The 19,043-nt window shown below is 36.0% G+C and carries 17 protein-coding genes; 5 read left to right on the forward strand and 12 right to left on the reverse strand.

Annotated elements, in window-relative coordinates; translation table 11 throughout:
• A complete protein-coding gene (locus BFL01S_RS12745) occupies nt 1–1,452 on the reverse strand; it encodes an alpha-amylase (protein WP_061785886.1) in 1,452 nt (483 codons plus the stop codon).
• Nucleotides 1,453–1,632: 180 nt separating this feature from the next.
• Between BFL01S_RS12745 and proB the strand changes: the two genes are divergently transcribed.
• The 3 genes from proB (at nt 1,633) to BFL01S_RS12760 (ending at nt 3,804) form a co-directional block, all read left to right on the forward strand.
• On the forward strand, nt 1,633–2,454 hold the full coding sequence (proB, locus tag BFL01S_RS12750) for a glutamate 5-kinase (RefSeq protein ID WP_025910426.1): 822 nt from the start codon (nt 1,633–1,635) through the stop codon (nt 2,452–2,454).
• A 117-nt stretch (nt 2,455–2,571) separates the two neighbouring features.
• Nucleotides 2,572–3,333: a threonine/serine exporter family protein gene (locus BFL01S_RS12755; RefSeq protein WP_025910425.1), complete on the forward strand. Its 762-nt coding sequence runs from the start codon at nt 2,572–2,574 to the stop codon at nt 3,331–3,333.
• A gap of 15 nt (nt 3,334–3,348) precedes the next feature.
• Nucleotides 3,349–3,804, forward strand: coding sequence for a threonine/serine exporter family protein (locus BFL01S_RS12760; RefSeq protein ID WP_025910424.1), 456 nt, complete (start codon nt 3,349–3,351; stop codon nt 3,802–3,804).
• 56 nt (nt 3,805–3,860) lie between these two features.
• Here the strand turns inward: BFL01S_RS12760 and BFL01S_RS12765 are convergent, their stop codons facing one another.
• The 10 genes from BFL01S_RS12765 to BFL01S_RS12810 all read right to left on the reverse strand — a co-directional run bounded on the left by BFL01S_RS12765 (nt 3,861) and on the right by BFL01S_RS12810 (nt 16,124).
• Nucleotides 3,861–5,933 (reverse strand): alkaline phosphatase family protein, encoded by a 2,073-nt coding sequence (locus tag BFL01S_RS12765; protein WP_061785887.1) that lies wholly within the window; start codon nt 5,931–5,933, stop codon nt 3,861–3,863.
• Nucleotides 5,934–6,100: 167 nt separating this feature from the next.
• Complete coding sequence (locus tag BFL01S_RS12770) at nt 6,101–7,474, reverse strand: O-antigen ligase family protein (protein ID WP_061785888.1); 1,374 nt, start codon at nt 7,472–7,474, stop codon at nt 6,101–6,103.
• A gap of 25 nt (nt 7,475–7,499) precedes the next feature.
• A complete protein-coding gene (gene murJ, locus BFL01S_RS12775) occupies nt 7,500–9,005 on the reverse strand; it encodes a murein biosynthesis integral membrane protein MurJ (RefSeq protein WP_061785889.1) in 1,506 nt (501 codons plus the stop codon).
• 27 nt (nt 9,006–9,032) lie between these two features.
• Nucleotides 9,033–9,368, reverse strand: coding sequence for an EamA family transporter (locus BFL01S_RS12780; RefSeq protein WP_224840091.1), 336 nt, complete (start codon nt 9,366–9,368; stop codon nt 9,033–9,035).
• Nucleotides 9,358–9,699, reverse strand: coding sequence for a DMT family transporter (locus tag BFL01S_RS12785; RefSeq protein WP_025910418.1), 342 nt, complete (start codon nt 9,697–9,699; stop codon nt 9,358–9,360). Before BFL01S_RS12785 ends, BFL01S_RS12780 begins: the two co-directional genes overlap by 11 nt.
• Nucleotides 9,696–11,402, reverse strand: a complete 1,707-nt coding sequence (locus BFL01S_RS12790) for a DUF6020 family protein (protein ID WP_225002463.1) — start codon at nt 11,400–11,402, stop codon at nt 9,696–9,698. Before BFL01S_RS12790 ends, BFL01S_RS12785 begins: the two co-directional genes overlap by 4 nt.
• A gap of 5 nt (nt 11,403–11,407) precedes the next feature.
• Nucleotides 11,408–12,337 (reverse strand): glycosyltransferase family 2 protein, encoded by a 930-nt coding sequence (locus BFL01S_RS12795; RefSeq protein ID WP_061785891.1) that lies wholly within the window; start codon nt 12,335–12,337, stop codon nt 11,408–11,410.
• Between the two features lie 2 nt (nt 12,338–12,339).
• On the reverse strand, nt 12,340–13,434 hold the full coding sequence (locus BFL01S_RS12800; protein ID WP_035320951.1) for a glycosyltransferase: 1,095 nt from the start codon (nt 13,432–13,434) through the stop codon (nt 12,340–12,342).
• 261 nt (nt 13,435–13,695) lie between these two features.
• Nucleotides 13,696–14,484, reverse strand: coding sequence for an endonuclease/exonuclease/phosphatase family protein (locus BFL01S_RS12805; protein ID WP_061785892.1), 789 nt, complete (start codon nt 14,482–14,484; stop codon nt 13,696–13,698).
• Between the two features lie 2 nt (nt 14,485–14,486).
• Entirely contained in the window at nt 14,487–16,124 is a 1,638-nt protein-coding gene (locus BFL01S_RS12810; protein WP_025910413.1) for a PTS transporter subunit IIBC, read from the reverse strand.
• A gap of 220 nt (nt 16,125–16,344) precedes the next feature.
• On the opposite strand from BFL01S_RS12810, the gene pgmB reads away from it, so the two are divergent.
• Together pgmB and BFL01S_RS12820 are read left to right on the forward strand one after the other, a co-directional pair.
• On the forward strand, nt 16,345–17,010 hold the full coding sequence (pgmB, locus tag BFL01S_RS12815; RefSeq protein WP_061785893.1) for a beta-phosphoglucomutase: 666 nt from the start codon (nt 16,345–16,347) through the stop codon (nt 17,008–17,010).
• A 115-nt stretch (nt 17,011–17,125) separates the two neighbouring features.
• A complete protein-coding gene (locus tag BFL01S_RS12820) occupies nt 17,126–17,989 on the forward strand; it encodes a Cof-type HAD-IIB family hydrolase (RefSeq protein ID WP_061785894.1) in 864 nt (287 codons plus the stop codon).
• Nucleotides 17,990–18,010: 21 nt separating this feature from the next.
• On the opposite strand, the gene pdxK is transcribed toward BFL01S_RS12820, so the two are convergent.
• Nucleotides 18,011–18,835, reverse strand: a complete 825-nt coding sequence (pdxK, locus tag BFL01S_RS12825; protein ID WP_061785895.1) for a pyridoxine/pyridoxal/pyridoxamine kinase — start codon at nt 18,833–18,835, stop codon at nt 18,011–18,013.
• Nucleotides 18,836–19,043: the final 208 nt, after the last annotated feature.

Raw genomic sequence — 19,043 nt, forward strand, 5'->3', positions numbered from 1 at the left:
CTATTGTTTAATCCATACGGATACACTTTGACTATTAACCGTAAAACAACCATAGCCATTCTCATCAATTGTAACCTGACCGTCTCGTTTTTCAAGCATATCAATCCAAGTACTACCAGCGTGCTCTTTTCCTACAAACATTTGCTTATCTCCTTCATCTCCATTTGAAAGAATGACAGCACAGCCAGAGCCTTCAATAGAGGGGTCTCCATGACGAACCCAGCCAATTGTATTGGGATGATCGAAATAGTCATCTTGGTCTCCATACGCTTTGTGGTAGCGCACCGATAAAAGCTTTGTGAGCATGTCCTTTTTTGCATCCATAGGGTTGTCCCCAGAGATACCGAAGAAATCCCCATAAAATATGCATGGGTATCCATCTTTTCGAAGTAAAATTAAGGCGTACGCTAATTCTTTAAACCAGTCTTCTATCCATGATTCAAGGGACTCGTTGGGCTGCGAATCATGATTATCTACAAAGGTAACCACATCTAATGGATGGATTTGGACAAGTGTATCATCAAATACTGTTTGTAAATCAAAATCTCTTCCTTTTTGTGAAGCTTCATATAACTTGTAGTGAAGAGGAACGTCGAAAATATCAATACCGTGTTCAACATGATCTAAAAAATCTGCTGCTGTTCTTAAGTCAGGATGCCAAAACTCGCCTATAAAATAAAAATCTTCTCCTTGCTCAGCAGCGACTTCTGATACAAATTCTTTGATAAAGTTATAGTTAATATGCTTAATGGCATCCAGTCGGTAGCCGTCACAATTTAACGTTTCTGCTAGCCATTTTCCCCAGGAAATCATTTCACCCTTAACATCGGGATGGTCGTAATCAATGTTGGCATACATGAGATAATCATAGTTTCCAAATTCCTGATCCACCTCTTCATTCCACTTTTTATTTTCACCAAGGATTTTAAAGATACCAGAACGATCTTCTTTAGCATCATAGTCTGTCCCATTAAAATGTGTAAAATTCCATTGGAAATCTGAGTACTTATTGTTTCGACCGTTAAATGTAAATTTTGTCCACCCTTCAATATCAAAAGGCTCAGATATTTCGTTTGTTCGATTATCAGCATCTACTTCAATTACCTGAAAGGTCTCTGTTTCATCAGCCCCTGCTTTGTGGTTCATGACAATGTCAACATACACGCTGATTCCGTGGTCATGACACGCTTGAATTGCTTCGTGTAATTGCTCTTTTGTTCCATACTTTGTAGCGGTGCTTCCTTTTTGCTCAAATTCACCTAGGTCATAGACGTCGTATACGCTATAGCCATTGTCATCAGGTGAAGATGCCTTTGTAACTGGAGGAATCCAAACAGCATCAATGCCGGCTTCCTTTAGCTCAGGTGCTACTTCCTTTAAACGATTCCAATGATTTTGGTCAGCTGGCAAATGCCATTCAAAAAACTGAATCATTGTGTGATTACGTTCCATTCATCTCATCCTCTCACACCCGTTTTCTAGTTATATTCCTACTATGCGTCTTATCTAAACCATGTATAAAGGAAATAATTTCAAAAACAGAAATTATCGAGTAATCAAAAAGAATAAGACTTTTCTGATGAAGTCTGCTATAATTTTTTAAAATTATAAGCTTTTGGAGGAATGAACAGCATGGGGTATCGAGATCAATTACATAGCTGTAAACGTATCGTTGTCAAAGTAGGGACATCAACTTTAACATACGACAATGGAGAGATTCATTTAGGGCGCATTGAAAAATTAACGCGTGTTTTGTCTGATTTAATGAATTCGGGTAAAGAAGTGGTATTGGTTACATCAGGTGCAGTGCAAGTAGGAGTCAAGAAATTAAAGTTAGCAAATCGACCAACGTTAATTCGCGACAAGCAAGCAGCGGCCGCTGTAGGACAGTCTGAATTAATGCATATTTATAGTAAATTTTTCGGAGAATATAGTCATATTGTGGGGCAAGTGTTGTTAACCAAAGACGTTATTGAAGATGAACACGTTCGAAATAACGTCGTCAATACATTTGAAAAGTTGATTGAAGACCGCGTCATTCCAATTGTTAATGAGAATGATACCGTAGCAATTGACGAAATTGAGAATATTGTACGCTTTGGAGATAACGATAATTTATCGGCTATCGTTTCAGTACTTATTCAAGCTGATTTATTGGTGATTTTATCAGATATTGATGGCTTCTTTGACTCAGATCCAACAAAAAATGAGAATTCGATGCTTATTAAAGTCATTGAAAAAATCACGCCTGAGCTAGAAGAGTTTGCGGGAGGTAGTGGAACTTCTGTGGGAACAGGTGGAATGGTAACAAAATTAACGGCTGCGAAGCGTGCTACGGTAGAAGGGATTAACGTGGTTTTAGCAAACGGTAAAGACCCTGCTATCCTACGCGATTTAATTAATGGTAAAGAGCTAGGAACGCTGTTTTTATCTCAAAAGCAAAAAGTCCGTTAAGAAAAAAGTGTGGGAAATCCACACTTTTTTTAATTAAGCATTGCGTATCATCCTTTGTTTCTTATACACTGTATGCTGTAAGAAACAAACCAGACTTTAGACGTTTGGAGTGAGAAGATGAAAGAAAAGAAATTAGATAGATATGACATTATGGACGTCTGCTTACTGGCAGGGAAAATTATGCTAGAAAGTGGAGCAGAGACATATCGAGTAGAAGATACAATGATGAGGATTGCTGCTTCATTTGGCATTAAAACATCACATAGCTATGTAACTCCAACCGGAATTATGTTTTCTCTGGAGACGAGTGAGCCCACTAAAACGAAGCTCATACGTATTTCTGAACGTACAACAGATTTAAAGAAAGTAACGTTAGTTAACAGCGTATCGCGTCAAATCAGTCAAGGTCAACTGCAATTAGAAGAAGCATATGACGCTTTAGAAACTATCGCAGAATCCAACGTTGCGTTTCCTTTATGGGTCCAGCTCGCGGCTGCTTCTATTTCAAGCGGCTGTTTTTTAATCATGTTTCAAGGTCAATGGTTAGACTTCATTCCAGCTATGTTAGCCGGAGGACTTGGCTTTTTAGCACTTGTCTATTTCCATCGTATTATTCCAATTAAATTCTTTGCCGAGTTTACTGCTTCTCTAACCATTGGTACGCTTTCACTGCTATTTGTCACAATCGGTGTTGGAAGTGAACTTGATAAAATTATTATTGGATCGGTTATGCCTCTGGTGCCAGGGCTTTTAATTACCAATGCTGTAAGGGACCTAATGGCAGGACACTTGTTATCGGGTTTGTCTAAAGGTGCAGAGGCTTTCTTAACGGCTTTTGCCATTGGCGCTGGAATCGCAGTTGTATTTACATTGTTATAAGAAGGAGGGCTGCATATGACAATCATTGAGCAAATTATTACAAGCTTTATTGCTTCTGCTGCGTTTGGTATTATTTTTAACGTTCCACGTGAATCATTATTAAAGTGTGGTTTTGTTGGAATGATTGGCTGGTTAATTTACTTTCTGATGACGATGTACAATATTGATGAAGTACCAAGTACAGTAGCATCTGCGTTTTTTATTGCAATTATTAGCCAAATTTATGCAAAGGTATATCGCATGCCCATTATTATTTTTACAGTTGCAGGTATTATCCCACTCGTACCGGGGGGAATTGCCTATGACGCCATGCGAAACTTCGTAGAAAATGATTACAATACAGCAATTAGCTTAGCTGCAAAAGCATTTATGATTTCAGGATCAATTGCCATTGGAATCGTGTTTTCGGAAGTAGTTAATCAAATTATTCGACAGTCGAAATTAAATGTGAAAGCAAAATATCGTCCATAAAGAAAAGAGGTCCCCCAACCTCATTGAAACCAATCAATTGAGATGAGAGACCTTTTTTATTTATATAATGACTCTTTTCCATATTGCTTTCCGGATAAGGTGTCGAATTCTAATAGTTGATATTGCTTCATATATTGAATAGCGTCTCGCTTTAAAGAAGAGGTGTCATGAACAACTTCTCCTTCATCATTTAGATAAATTTGCTTACGAAATGCTGGAATATGTTCTTTCATTTTTGATAAATAGCTATAAAATAGAGTTGGCTTATAGTTTAATTCATCTACAATCATTGGCGCAAAATACATAGGACTAATCGTTCCTAACTCTTGCTCCATGTTTAAATTAAAGTTCGCCATAAATAAGAGTGGTGTTTCATAAAATTCTTTTGATTTTTGAAATTCGTCTGTGTTGCCAAAGCCACCCTCTATATAGCCTTGAAGATTTTTTCCTAGAGCAGGTAAATGATCTCCCCAAAATACAACAAGTGTAGGTTCATCGAGTTTTTGTATTTCAGTTTCTAATTTCTTCAGGGCGTCATCGGACTGCTTAATACCTTCAGCATAAATTTCAATTTCGCTTTTCATTTCAGGAGATAAGTTGTCACCTTCAACAGATATTGTTTTTTCACCATTATACTTTGTAGCTGGATATGGAAGGTGATTTCCGATTGTCACGGCGTGAATAAAAGCTGGCTTATCTGATTTTTTTAACGTATCTAAAACTTGATTAACAACTGAATCGTCCGAAACAAATCCTTCGTTATCTTTTTCCGTAAAGTCCATTTCATCAATAAATAAACTTTTTTCAAATCCTAGGTTTGGATAGACGTTTTGACGCATGTACATAATGCCGTTATTTGGATGCATTGCTTCCGTATAGTAGCCTAATTGATTTAGATAAGAAGCAAACGAAGGATATTCTTTTTTGCTTAAAATGTGTTGAAAAGGCAAACCACCAGGGTTAAACGTATTCATTGAATAACTTGTTAGTGCTTCAAACTCTACGTTAGCTGTTTCGCCACCAAATGCAGGGCTGAGCATGGACCCAGAAGGGTACTTCTTCATTAGTTCTTTTGTGTGCTCTAATGGATCTTTTGAAAAAGAAAGGTCTAGCTTGGTAGGGTCCCAAAAAGATTCATTCATGACAAAGACAATGTTTGGTTTTTTGTCTGCTTTAGAATCACTACTGAATGGCTTCACTTCTTTTTTCATATTCTCGACAGCAGATGTGACGCGTTTTTCAGAGTAACCCTCAGGTTCTTCCAAAATATTTGTCTTGATATTCGAAATCATGCCGATAACGGGACCGTTATAATAATAATTATTTTGCTGATTCCACGGCATAATGGCTGAATATTTTTCATAGTACTTTTCCGCAAAGGTATCTTCAAAAAACAGGAATGATTTTGAGATAAACATGATTGGAAGAATGAGTATAATACGGATTCGCCAATCAATTTTTAACTTAGGTGAACGTAACCATAGAACGAACAAGGCTATTACGCTAATAACCACAAACATGGTGGTTGAAAGGGAGATAGACTCTCGAATCATTGGTATAACCTCTTTTAATTGGGTAACTTGAATGAAATCATTCGGGAAGAGCGGTTCGTTTCTAAAAATCTTTTTGTAGTGGTTCGTTAACGCAAGGATAAAAAACAATAGAATTGAAATTCCACTACCAATATAGACTTCCCCCGTCAGCAAAATGACTCCAAATGCTAGTAAACCAAGAATAAATGAGCTTAATAAATAGCGATCTGTATACTCTTGAATCCATTCAATCGATTTACCAAGCTGATGTAAATCAATATGATAAATGAGAAATAAAAGGGCACCTACCAACCCAATAAACGTTGCAAATAAAAATGCAGAAATGAGATGGTAAACTCTAGAATTAGCAACCTGAGTAATTAGTTCTTTTTTAACAAGTATCCAAACAGTTAGAAAGCTTAATAATAAAGCGATAAGGCTAACAAGTATCGTAAAAAAGGCGGTGTGAATCTGCGCCCAATCAAAAGCGAGATTGTAGTCACCTGTAAATGAAATTATGGTTATCCCATATAAAAATATCGTTAGGAATAAGTAAAAGATAAAGGTAGGTAAAAACTGAATGATGCGCTGATACATAAAGCATTCCCCCAAAAAAATAATAGCTTTACAAGCTTAACATAAAATTAACATTTTTGAAGGGAAAATGTTTTGGGAAGCTTAAGCAAAGGTAAACAAAGAAGAGGAAATTAGTTGTATTGACTATAAAAGCCGCTAAAGGCAGGTGACCTCTAACGGCTTTGAAACTAATCTAACGCATTTGATTTATAAAAGTGAATACAAGCAAGATAAGCTGCTGTTACAGCAAAATAAATGGTTACAGCAGGAGCTGTAAAGACATGACCTGCAACAAATGCAATACCTAATGCTAAAACAACAGAGGTACTATACATCATAAATGACTCATTCCAAAGCTGAGAAGGCTCACGAATGAATCGCTTTATTACGTATAGAGCAATTATTAGAAGAGGTAAAATCCACAGAATAAATCCAATAATTCCAAGTGAGAAGAAAAGGTCATAAAAGTCCATTTCAATCATTTTTGGCTGCTGTTCTTCTGTGTAATTTCCTGCATAGCCCATTCCGACAAGCTTACGGGCGATAGGAGCTTCTGCATACTGCTCTTTATGGTGAGCTAAAAAGTCTTCGCGACTACTTAAAATAAGATTTTCAATATCGCTATTGTCTAACTTTTGTCGCTTTTTCTTTTTAGTATCAGTAGCACCATCTTCTTCTGACTGCTCTGGTTGCTGCTCTTTCTTTTTATTTTCTAGCAAATCGATATGCGCATATGTGTTTGTGAAAGCAGGAGAGATAGGAGTTGTAACTCCAACTACTACCAACAAAATAATTGAGATAACTAAATTAGATTTTACTGCACGTTGTTTTGTTGCAAAGAGTTTAAGTACTAATACAACAAATGCAACCCCTAACGATAAAATAACAGCTCCTAATCCTACCTTTGTTCCAATCATAATTGAAGATACTGCAAGTAAAATAAACGGAATCCAAAAGTAAAATTGCTTTAACGACTGTGTTTTCTTTAAGCCAAATAAAAGTGTTAAAGGTAATAATAGAGCAACGATTGCTCCAAGTTCGTTAGCAGCGTAAAACCAGCCTTTAAAACCAGTTTTATTGTATTGATAACTTTCTAAAGCTGTACCAGTAAGCATGGTGCCAATGAACACAATACTGATAATAAGAGAAGCAGTTAATAAGTTTTTATTGAGAGCTTTTGAGACATTTACAGATTGGCGATACATTGTAAAAACCACAATAGCTCCTAAGAGCGTTACGTTCATATAAACAACTTTATTAAAGAACTTTACTTCTTGAGCTAAATAGTAAGGATCTTTCCATTGACTATTAAAGTAAATATTAACACCAAGGAATAGTGCAAAGACAATTAAATAAAGAATTGAATATCTGGCCCACTTGGACTTTTTGAAAAATACCAGTAAGATAATCCCCACAAATACCATATACATAAACCGGATAATAACACCGATTGAAAGAGGACTTTCTACATTTAAAACCATGTATGTTGTTAGCATATCAATAATTGGCTGTATTGAAATAAAACCAACAAACAGAAAAAATAACCAGTATGTGTTCTTCATATAGTAATCTCCTGTTTTAGTGAATTTAACGTTTTCGTTTACGTAAAACCATCATAATGCCATCTACTTTAAATATAAACGTCGATATTAAGTATACTAAACCTCCCACTAAGCATACAACCGTAAATCGACCCAGAACATGCAGGTCGTTTAAAGCTTGTATATCCTTCAGGATGTACATAGCGACCATAACGGGGATGCTAGCTACTAAAATTTTTGTTGTTTCCTTTAGTAAATAGCGGAAGTGGAAGCCATTGATGAGACGATTTAGCATAACGAACACAATGGCAGTATAGAAAAACCCCACAACGGACATTGAAAGTGCAAGCCCTTGATAACCTAAAAACTTCGTGAATGTTAAGTTAAAAATGACATTCAGTAGGATTGACAGTAGTCCGATACGCATTATAACGTGGCCTTTTCCTAATGAATAGAAGCCTTTTGCTAAAATTGCTTGTAGTGAGTAAAAGAACACCGATCCAAAATAATAATAAGAAGCATCAGTAGTTTTCAAGGTAGATGTAGCGTCAAATGCACCACGTTCATAAGCAATTTGAACAATATCTTTCATATAAAAGCTCATAATCACAAGTGTCGGAACAAGTAACATCAGCATAAATGTTAGCCCTTTTTCGATTCCTGTTTTAAACCGCTCTTCATTTTTATCGTTCAGAGCTTTTACAATGAGTGGGTAAATGATTGTCGCAACGGTCACACCAAAGATTGCTTGGGGAATACTAACTAATCGAAAGGCATAGTTCAAGTAAGAAATAACGCCTTCTCCAAATGACCCTGCAAAAAAGAAGTTAACTGTTAGGTTAATTTGTCCCACCATGATGGTAACACCCACAGGAATAAAAACTTTATAAAAGATCTTAACTTCTTCTCTATCTATCTTCTGCTTCCATAGCAGCAGATTCTTTGGTTTAAAGTACACAACTTTAATGAGAAAGGAAGCAAGAGTTCCTAATAGATATCCTAAGGCAATAGCGTATCCACCCATTACATCCTGAAGTAAAATCGTACTTAAGATAGTAAATAAGACAACAACGGTTTGAGAAAATACAGAGAAGGAATATTGACTGTTAGCATCAAATACACCTTCATATACCGCGTTTACCCCAACTAAAGAAAGCGATAAAAAGTATAAAATTGCGGTATAGATACCAATATCAATCGCTGCTTTAGAAAAGTTAGGGTAGCTAGCAGGAAAATAAAAGAATGCTGCTATCGAGCCTAAAATAGAGATGACTAAGCAAATAAAAAACGTAGACTTTACAATGTTTGTAAGGTGCGACTTCCCTTTTCCTTCTTTTTCGTAGCGCAAATAGCTAGGGATAAAAGCATCTTTCATTCCCGTGAGCATAAATAGAATAAATGCGTTGGGAATAATCATCGCTGCGTTATAGGCATCTACGATATAGCTTGTACCAAAGTAATTGGCGATTACTAAATCTCGAATCATACTGGAAAACTTTAAAAACAAGGTTGAAACAAGTAATAAAATACTTGCAATCTTTAAGCTTTTCATAAATTAAAACTCCTGCCTTTATGCTGTTTAGCTATTAGCAATAATAAAACAACCAATGATGATAAGAGCGCATCCAATCATTTGTTTGACGGTTACTTTTTCTTTTAACAAAAAGTAGCCAAACAATAGTGTCCATACATAGGTAATGGACGTTAACGGGAAGACAACAGAGTAAGGCAGCAAGGTTAAGACATATACGTTTAACAATGCTGATATTCCGTAAAATGAGCCCCCACCTATCAAGTAGATAATAGCCATTTTCGTGTTTTTAGCGCTTAAAGCTGTGGAGATCTGTTTGAAAAAGACAGCTCCAACTGAACCTAGAAGTGTCATAATAAGTAAAATTGGTATACTAATCATCATGGTCACCTACCAATAGTACCCCAACAATAATAACAGCTGTACCAATTAGTTTCGTAAAGCTAACAGCTTCATTTAATAAAAAGAAACCTAATGCAATACTGATGACATATCCTAAGCTTAAAAAAGGGTGAAGAAGTGAAACTCTTTCATATTTAAAGGCTAAAATCATAAAAATAGCTCCAAATCCGTAGAGTAAGAAGCCAATTATTAACATAATGTTGAATGAACCATTGGATAACTTCCAGAGAAGCTGCCCAATGGCTGTAAACATGGAGGCAATGATAATTAAAAATATGCCTAATTTTCTATTGTACTGTACGTTGTTTGTCAAAACTGACCCCTCTCTTCTTCACCTTTTCTAACAAAGGCTAATCCGACAAAGAAGAAGCTGACAAATACGCTTGCTAGTAAGTAGCGGAAGTCTTGTGCAGGTAACGCTGCTAAAACTGATAACGTATTTAATAGCCATGGAAATAAAACAATGGAAGACGTGATTCCTTTTCTCGCAATGAAGAAAAGAGAAAATAATAAGATAACACAGTGATAAAAAGCAGGCTTCCATAAGAAAAATAAAGAAGGGCTTTTAAAGAATTCCAAATATGCTTTTGCTGTGTTTGTAATCAACGGTGAAACCACGGTATTTTCAAGTCCAAATTTATTTCCGTAGTATACGTTGGTTACATACGTGTCGGTATATCCATCTTCAAATGGCGTTGTTTGCCATACCAGTGCCGTTTGTTTTAGAAATCCTTCCATTGCTAGATATGGATTCTTGATAACAATGCTCATGTAATTTTTAAAATATAAACCAAGGTCTTGAAAAATAAACTCCCGGTCGTAATATTCCCACGTGAATTTAATTGGGTCACTTTTATATGGATTATATTTTTCTTTCCAAAGTTCAATCGGGAGAACGTTGTTAAAGTATTCACGCTCAGATTTAGACATCTCTCCATCATTGACAATAATGTTGGCAATTTGTTGTGTCGGAATCGATAACGCTTCATTAGGATCAGAAGGTTTAACATCTAACCAGTTGAACACAGGGCCTGTGATAATTCGTTGTAAAATAAAAATCACTAAAAATAGCGGAACCAAGCGTTTCCAATACTTTCTAAACAATACGATTAAACATAAAAATGTAATAACGAACACAGGGAATCCATTATGTCTAAAAAAGGCTACACCAAAAGATGATAAAAGAAGCATAAAGATTCCATATTTAGACTGAATAAATGCTCCGTTTGATAAATATACTCTCGCAATATTTACCGTAAAAAATAGCAAAAAGGCGCTGTATAGGATATCTTTCCAGATAACAATGGAAAAGATTAAAAAACTCGGTATTAATAATACGAGTAATGTTAGAATTCCTAAAACAATAGGTGGAACTTGCTTTTTAATAAGAAAGTGAAACGTGTATAAATAAATACTAGACACGACTAAGATTTGAACAATCGTAATCATTCCAGGGTGATCCCATATTTGAGTTAGTATCATAATTAACCAAGTGATCATGATCGGGTGCCAGTCATTAAATTCACGAGTATGTGCTTGTTCCCACTGAGCCAGAGAATCGGGCGTCATTCCACCTGGGAAAAAGGCTAACCAATAAAAGGCGCTCATAGCTAAAATACAAATGCCAATAATCCATTTATATTTGTTTGGATAATCAACAGACGAATCTGGATTAAAATGTGCTTTAAAGGTTGTTGCACAAGCAATTACAAACCCTAATGCAATCACCCATCTTCCAAGAATATAAAGAATAAAGTCGAAGATAGTGGATGCTGTCATATGCAAGTTACTTAATAAAGAAAACTGTATGATGAAGCTGACTGCTATGATCAGGAGCCATTGTATTGATGTAAATGAAGCATAAGCTCTATTTTTATAAATAAAAATAGAGCTTATGCCTACTAATACTAACAACATAAAAACAGAAGAAAAACTTACTCTGTCAGGGGCTCCAATAAAAATACCTATCAATGCAAAAGCAGTCGCTATTAAATAAAGAATAGGTTTTTTATTCACGGTAATTACTCCCTTATTTGTTCAATCTTCTTATTTAATTCTAGTTCATATTGTTTGCGGTTTAACGATGCAATTGTATCTAGGATAAGTCCAGAAACAAACGATAATACACCAAGCAGAATTAAGCCCGTTGCTAGGATTGATGAAGGGACTTTTGTAATAAAGCCTGTTTTGAAAAATTCATAAATAACAGGTGTTCCTACCGCTAATCCAGCAACTAAGAATAATAAAGTCCAAAGTGAGAAGAACTGTAACGGCTTGTACTCCTTGAATAGAGTAAAAATCATTTTAAGTACTTTATAACCATCAGAGAAGGTGTTTAGCTTTGACTCACTACCCTCTGGACGATCTCGATAATCAATAGGAATCTCTTTCAAACGGAAGCGTTTGTCCAAAGCATGTAAACTCATTTCTGTCTCAATTTCAAATCCAGGGCTCATGACAGGGATTGATTTTACAAATAGCCTGTCGTAAGCTCGGTATCCTGTCATGATATCGGTAATGTTACTTTTATATAGCTTATTAATTAATGAACGAACTAGGTTGTTTCCAAAGTTATGGAATGGACGTTTATTTTCTTCAAAATACGTACCGTTTGAAAGACGATCACCAATAGTCATATTTGCTTCTTTGTTTCTAATAGGTTCAATAAGCTGGTGAACAAACTCAGCTGGGTACGTGTCATCACCATCAACCATTACATAACAATCAGCGTCTATATCTTGGAACATTGATCGAACAACGTTTCCTTTTCCTTGCTTTAATTCTTTTTTAACAATAGCTCCATGAGCTAATGCAATTTCACTTGTTTTGTCTTTAGAATTGTTATCATAGACGTAAATATCAGCTTCGGGTAACTCTTGCTTAAAGTCATCAATTACTTTTCCAATTGTTACTTCTTCGTTGTAACAAGGAATTAAAACTGCGATTTTCATTCTTACACCTCATTAAAGAAAATTGTTGGTAGTTGCTGAGAAATCTCATCTACACTGTATAACTTAGCTGTTTTCACAGCTTGTGATGACATGTTTTCCTTCTGTTCCGCAGATGATTCCATAAAAAGGCGCAATTTCTCCTTCAGCTCTCCTGCCTGACCAGGTTCAAAGAAAAGGCCATTTTGACCATCAATAATGTAATCTTTGAGTCCACCGATACGGCTACCGATTACAGGAGCTCCACAGGCCATGGCTTCTAATCCTACTAGACCTAAGCTTTCTCCTTTACGGATTGTTGGAAAGACAAATGCGTCGATTACATTATAGACATAGGCTAAAGAGGATTGTGGGAGCAAAGGAAAGTGAATGATTTTATCTGCTAAATTCAACTCTTGAACCATCTGTTTAAACTTTGGCTCGTCCTTTCCACTACCAACATAAATGTATTTATAATCCGTAAGGCTTTCAGCTTCTAACTGCGCGATGGCTTGTAAATAAAACTCCCATCCTTTACCGACATCAATGCGACTTACACAGCCAATATAACGTTGCTTTGGATTTAAATTCAACTCTTTATAAGCCTCTTCTTTAGTAGAAAATGAATAAAACAATTTAAAATTAACGCCTCCGCTAGGAAAGATATAAATAGGCGTTGTCACTCCATACTTCTCTTGAACTAGTTCTTTATAGTAAGGAGATGGAGTAATAATTTTATGTGAACGATGCAACAGTTCTTTTACCCGTGGCTGAAACTTTTCTTGTGAAGGGACTTCGGGAACGACATCTGAACCGTGAACGTTTGTTACAATCTTCACACGTTTATTTAACTTCTTTAAAATAAGCAAGGGTAGAGCATTGTGAGAAGCATAATGCACATAAAGGTAGTCATACTTTTTTGTTAAGCCACTTGCTATTATTTTTAAATAATGCGAAGCATATCCAACTAGCTTTCCGAGTTTGCCTGTTCGTTTTGTCATGACAGCTTTGTCTACTGAAACACCATTATCAAGTAATATCTGCTCAGTATTTTTCACAAAGACACCATAGCTTGGAAAATCTTTAGATGGATACATATTAGAAATGAGCAAAATTTTCATTTTGATTCTGCACCTATCTTCTTTGATTTTAGTATTTTCGCTATGTTGACACATGAATTAAATGTTAGATAAGTAAATAAAAGGAATATTAATTCTTGTATTAACAACAACACATTATAGCATATTTACATTTTTAAATGTCAAAGTATTATACAATCAACAAAGATTTAATAAAGCTTTATATTATTATCATGTGCATTTACTATCATTCCATGTGAAAAGCTGTTGAAGTCTAGGCTTCAACAGCTTTGTTTAACGTGATTATGTTAATGCTACTTCTACGCCAAAATGGTCGGAAACAACAGGTTTATTAGTACCATTAAAGATGACGTGGGATTTAGCTATCTTATAAGGGTCACTTGTTAAGATTAAATCAATACGAAGCTTTTCTTTGTTTTCATCCCATCCAGCAATTTTACCTTGGACCGTAATTCCTTCATCTTTTTCAAGAGCAAGGTCATAGGTGTCGTATAAAGGGTGCTTTTTCATATAGTCATATCCTTCATTTCGAATAAAGGCATTGTTGTTAAAGTCACCTAATAAGAAAAATGGATGATCTTTTTTTATGGAAGTCCATAGAGAGTCAAACTGGTCTTTAAACGGTTCTTTATCATCTTCCCACCAACCTAGATGACAAGAGTAAAATGATAGCAGTTCGTCGTTATAAGAAATTGTTGCTCCAACAACTCTTCTTGTTTTCCAGTCGTTTACGTCAGATGTTCTTGAAATGAAGAAAGAGTGCTCTTCAACAACAGGGTGCTTTGTTAAGATAGCCAAGCCTTCCTCGTAAACTTCATACCCGATGTGAGCCATGTCCCATACAAGCTCATAATCGTGAACACCTAGCTTTTTCAATTCTTGTAACAGAACATATCCATAATTATCAGATTTAATATGCTTATTCACATAAGGAGCCTCCATATGCTGGCTAACTTCTTGTAGAGCAATTACATCATAATCTTTCTCTTTAATTACAGAAGCTAGACAAGAAATCTTGTCTAGCTGGTTTTCTTCTTGCCAAGAATGGCAGTTTAAAGTGAGTAATTTCATCTTCACGCTCCTAGTAAGTCTTGAATATCAGATTTAAGAACATCAGCTTTTGGACCATAAATAGCTTGAACACCTTTATCTTTTACGATTAAGCCTAGAGCTCCGTTTTGTTTCCATTCCGCCTCAGTAGCCACGGAGCTAGTATCTTTTACTGTTACACGAAGGCGAGTCATACAAGCGTCAACATCTTCAATGTTTTGTTGACCACCTAACAATTCAATAATAACAGGTGCTAGAGAATCATTTTTTACGTTTGAAGTACCGCTAGTTGAAGCTTCATCTTCGATATAGTTTCCGTTACGTCCCGGAGTAGGGAAGTTGAAACGTTTAATCATAAAGTTTGCTACTGCAAAGTTTAATCCGAAGAATACAAGACACGCAATAATAAAGTTTACTAAATCTAACCATAATCCTGCTTTAACAATCATTGGCGTACGTGTAATCAATTCGATAACACCGAATGCGTGAACGCGGACATCAATAATATCAACAATGGCAAAGGCCATACCTGTCATGATTGCGTATACAACATAAAGAACTGGAGCAGCAAACATGAACATGAATTCGATTGGCTCTGTAACACCAGTTAGGAATACAGCTAGCGCAGCAGAGAAGAACATTGATTTATACTTTCTGCGTTTATCTGCATCAACGTTGCGGTACATTGCAAAAGCAATACCGATTAACGCAGCACAAGATAGAATCATTTGACCAACTTTAAAGCGAGCTGGCGTTACTTCATTTAACAATTGTTGATAGCTAGCTGTGTCACCAGCTGCTAGGAAGTTATTTAAGTCAGCAATCCAAGCTAACCATAATGGATCTTGACCAGCTACTGTTGAGCCAGCACCAGAACCTGTTAAAATTTGATACGTTCCACCAAGTTCAGTATAGTTGATTGGAACCGTTAACATATGATGTAAACCGAAAGGTAATAATAGACGTTCTAATGCACCAAAAATAAATGGAGCCAAGATTGGTGCTGTGTCACGAGATGTTGCAATCCACTGACCAAAGCTGTTTAAAGCACCTTGGATGAATGGCCATACAATCGATAAAATAATTGCTGTAACAATTGATCCACCAATAACAACAAAAGGTACAAAGCGTTTACCGTTAAAGAATGATAAAGCTTCAGGTAATTTATCGTAGTTGTAATACTTGTTAAATAAGTTGGCTCCAAGGAAACCGGCAATGATACCAACGAATACGCCCATGTTTAAAGCAGGAGCACCTAAAATTGATGTGAAGTAATCTTTTACAACAAGTTCTTGTCCGAATAGAGACGTAATTTTTGCTTCAGGATCTGCTAGCATATCGGCGTTAACCCCGAAGATTGCACCAGTAATACGGTTAATCAACACAAAAGCGATTAGTGCAGCGAATGCTCCACCCGCACGTTCTTTTGCCCAAGATCCTCCAATCGCTACCGCAAACAAGATATGGAGGTTTGTAATAATACCCCAACCTATATCTTCCATCACTCGGGCAATCGTTTGCACAAGTGCCATTTCTCCACCAGTCATACCAACTAGCTTTCCAAGTGAAATCATAATACCTGCAGCTGGCATAACAGCTACAACAACCAGTAAGGCTTTACCAAACTTCTGCCAAAAATCAAATGAAAAGAATTTCTTCATGACTATTTCCCCTCCCCGTTGTATGGGCTTTCAATATGTTGTGTGCGTTTACAGTTATTTTATAGCTGAAACGAATATAAATAGTGCAACCGCTTGCATGAATTTATTTTAATAAAAAGGCTTTCATAATGCAATACTTTTTTGAAAAATAAAAGTAGGAAATTTATTTCAATAATCGATATGATAAAAAGAATAGATAGTTGAAGAGGAGAGATTTCATATGCAGGCACAGTTTGAAGCGCTTATTTTTGACTTAGATGGTGTAATTGTTGATACAATAAACTTATACTACCAAGCAAATAAAATGATTGCTGATGAAACAGGTGTTCATTTTACACACGATTGGAATCAACAAATCCAGGGAATTAGCCGCTATGAGACAGTTAAGCAAATTGTAAGACAAAGTGACAAATTTTATTCTGAAGAAGAGATGCATGCATTAGCGGAAAAGAAAAACCGTCATTATCAAGTGTTAATTGAAACGTTAGATGAAAAGGCCATCTTACCAGGCATTTTTCAGTTGATAAAAGAAGCAAAAGCAGCTGAGACCAAGCTTGCAATCGCTTCTTCTAGTTCAAACGCGATGCATGTATTAGAAAAAATCGGTTTGCAGTCTTATTTTGATAAGGTTGTAACCAGTAGAGACGTAACGCGTGGGAAGCCAAATCCAGAAATTTTTTTAACAGCAGCAAAAGAGATAGGTACCCACCCTAAAAACTGTGTTGCGATTGAGGATGGAATTGCAGGCTTAACCGCGATTAAACAAACGGATATGTTTTCCATAGGAGTAGGATTACATGAAGGAATGGAACAAGCGGATTGGCAAGTAGCTTCTACTCATGAACTAACGTTTAAGAGCGTGAACAAGAAGTTTGTAAACCGTTAATTGGCTGAATGTAACGTCGTCTATACAAATACTTATTATATTGTTTACATAGAAGTCAAAGACTACGTAATAAAACATGTTAACCTAAAAATAAAAAACAGCAGGGGGACTCAGAATGATTAAATGCGTTGCAACTGACATGGATGGAACATTAGTAAATAGCGAACAAAAAATTAGTGTAGAGAACAGCAAAGCAATTAAAGCTGCACAGCGTGAAGGTGTAGAAGTTATTGTGGCGACTGGACGCTCTTATGAAGAAGCTGCTTTTTTACTAAAAGAAGCTGGCATTGAGACGTTTCTTATTTGTACAAATGGAGCAGAGGTAAGAAATAAAAAAGGTGAGAAGTTAGAGGCGTTTGGAATGTCTCTGGATAAAATTAAAGCTGTTGAAGAGGTTTTTAATAAGCATGAGCTGTACTTTGAGGTGTATACAAGTGATGGAACATACTCAAATGACTATGATAAAGCACTTTCTGTTGTAATGGATATTTATATGAGTGCTAGCTTAAAAAATCAATACGATGAGTTATTAAAAGCAGCTAAAAAGCGATTTGAAGAAGGAAAAGTAAAGTTAATTGAAGAGTATGAGCCACTCTTTCAGGATTCAAATATATTGATTTATAAAATGTTGGCTTTCTCATTCGATGATGAGAAGCTAAATCGTGCGCGTGAAGAGTTAAAAGCTTTTCATGGAATTGCTGTAAGCTCTTCAGGTAAAGAAAATATTGAAGTGAATAGTGAAGAAGCTCAAAAAGGAATTGCATTAGAAAAGTTCGTCAAAAGCCGAGGTATCTCCTTACAAGAAACAATGGCAATTGGTGATAATTATAATGACCTTTCGATGTTTCATAAAGCAGGAAGAGCCGTTGCAATGGGCAATGCACCGGATGAAATAAAGCGTCATGCTCATGTCGTAACAAAAACGAATGATGAACATGGTGTAGCGGAAGCTATTGAGAGTATCTTTAAGCCAGTATAAAAAGCACGCTTGCGCGTGCTTTTAATTTGTTATTAACACATTTTTACGACGATAAGCACCGTGGTTTGTTGGACCTACGTATTGGTTTAATGGGAAAGAATGGCGAATTGCTTCAGTAATAAACTCTTTAGCTGTATAAATAGCTGATTTTACATCATTACCTTTGGCTAATTGTGCTGTAATCGCTGCAGAGTATGTGCAGCCAGCCCCATGAGTGAAAGTCGTTTGGATTAGTTCAGATTCTAACAGTTCAAATGTTTGGCCGTCATATAGAACGTCTACAGCCTTATCGTGATTTAGTTTACTTCCGCCTTTAACTAATACAAACTGTGCACCTAGTTCATGGATTTTTTTCGCAGCTTCTTTCATTTCATCAATTGTTTTAATAGCTCCAATGCCGCTTAGTTGTCCTGCTTCAAACAAGTTTGGAGTAACAACCGTTGCTCTTGGCACTAATACATCGCGTAGACTAACTGCTGTTTCTGGGTGTAATACTTCATCTTCCCCTTTACACACCATAACAGGATCAATTACTACATTTTTAAGAGCGTGCTCATCAATTACTTTTGCTGCTAGCTCAATAATTTCAACTGAGCCCAGCATGCCTGTTTTAAGAGCCTGCACACCTACGCCTTTTACAATGGTATCTAACTGTTTGGCAACAGTTGATGTTTCTTGTGGAAAAACATTGTGTGACCAGCCGTTTTCTGGATCCATTGTAACAATTGTAGTAAGAGCGGTCATGCCATAAACACCTAACTCTTGAAATGTTTTTAAATCGGCTTGAATACCTGCACCACCACTAGTATCTGAGCCAGCAATTGTTAGTACTTTATTCATACTCATGGAAAATCTCCCTTCAATCTAAGCTATTTATTTTCTTCTATTCTAGCGCTTTTATAGTAGAGATTCAATTTACAAAATTAAACTTTTTAGAATTAACAATAACTATTCAATGAGAGGTAATAATATTTTACTAATATATAATTCAAAAGGGAGGAATAGGAGGGTGAGAGATGATGGATGTTTTCTTTGAATAATTTGTTATAAACAA

It is taken from the genome of Priestia flexa NBRC 15715 (assembly GCF_001591565.1).
In the GTDB taxonomy this organism is placed as follows: domain Bacteria; phylum Bacillota; class Bacilli; order Bacillales; family Bacillaceae_H; genus Priestia; species Priestia flexa.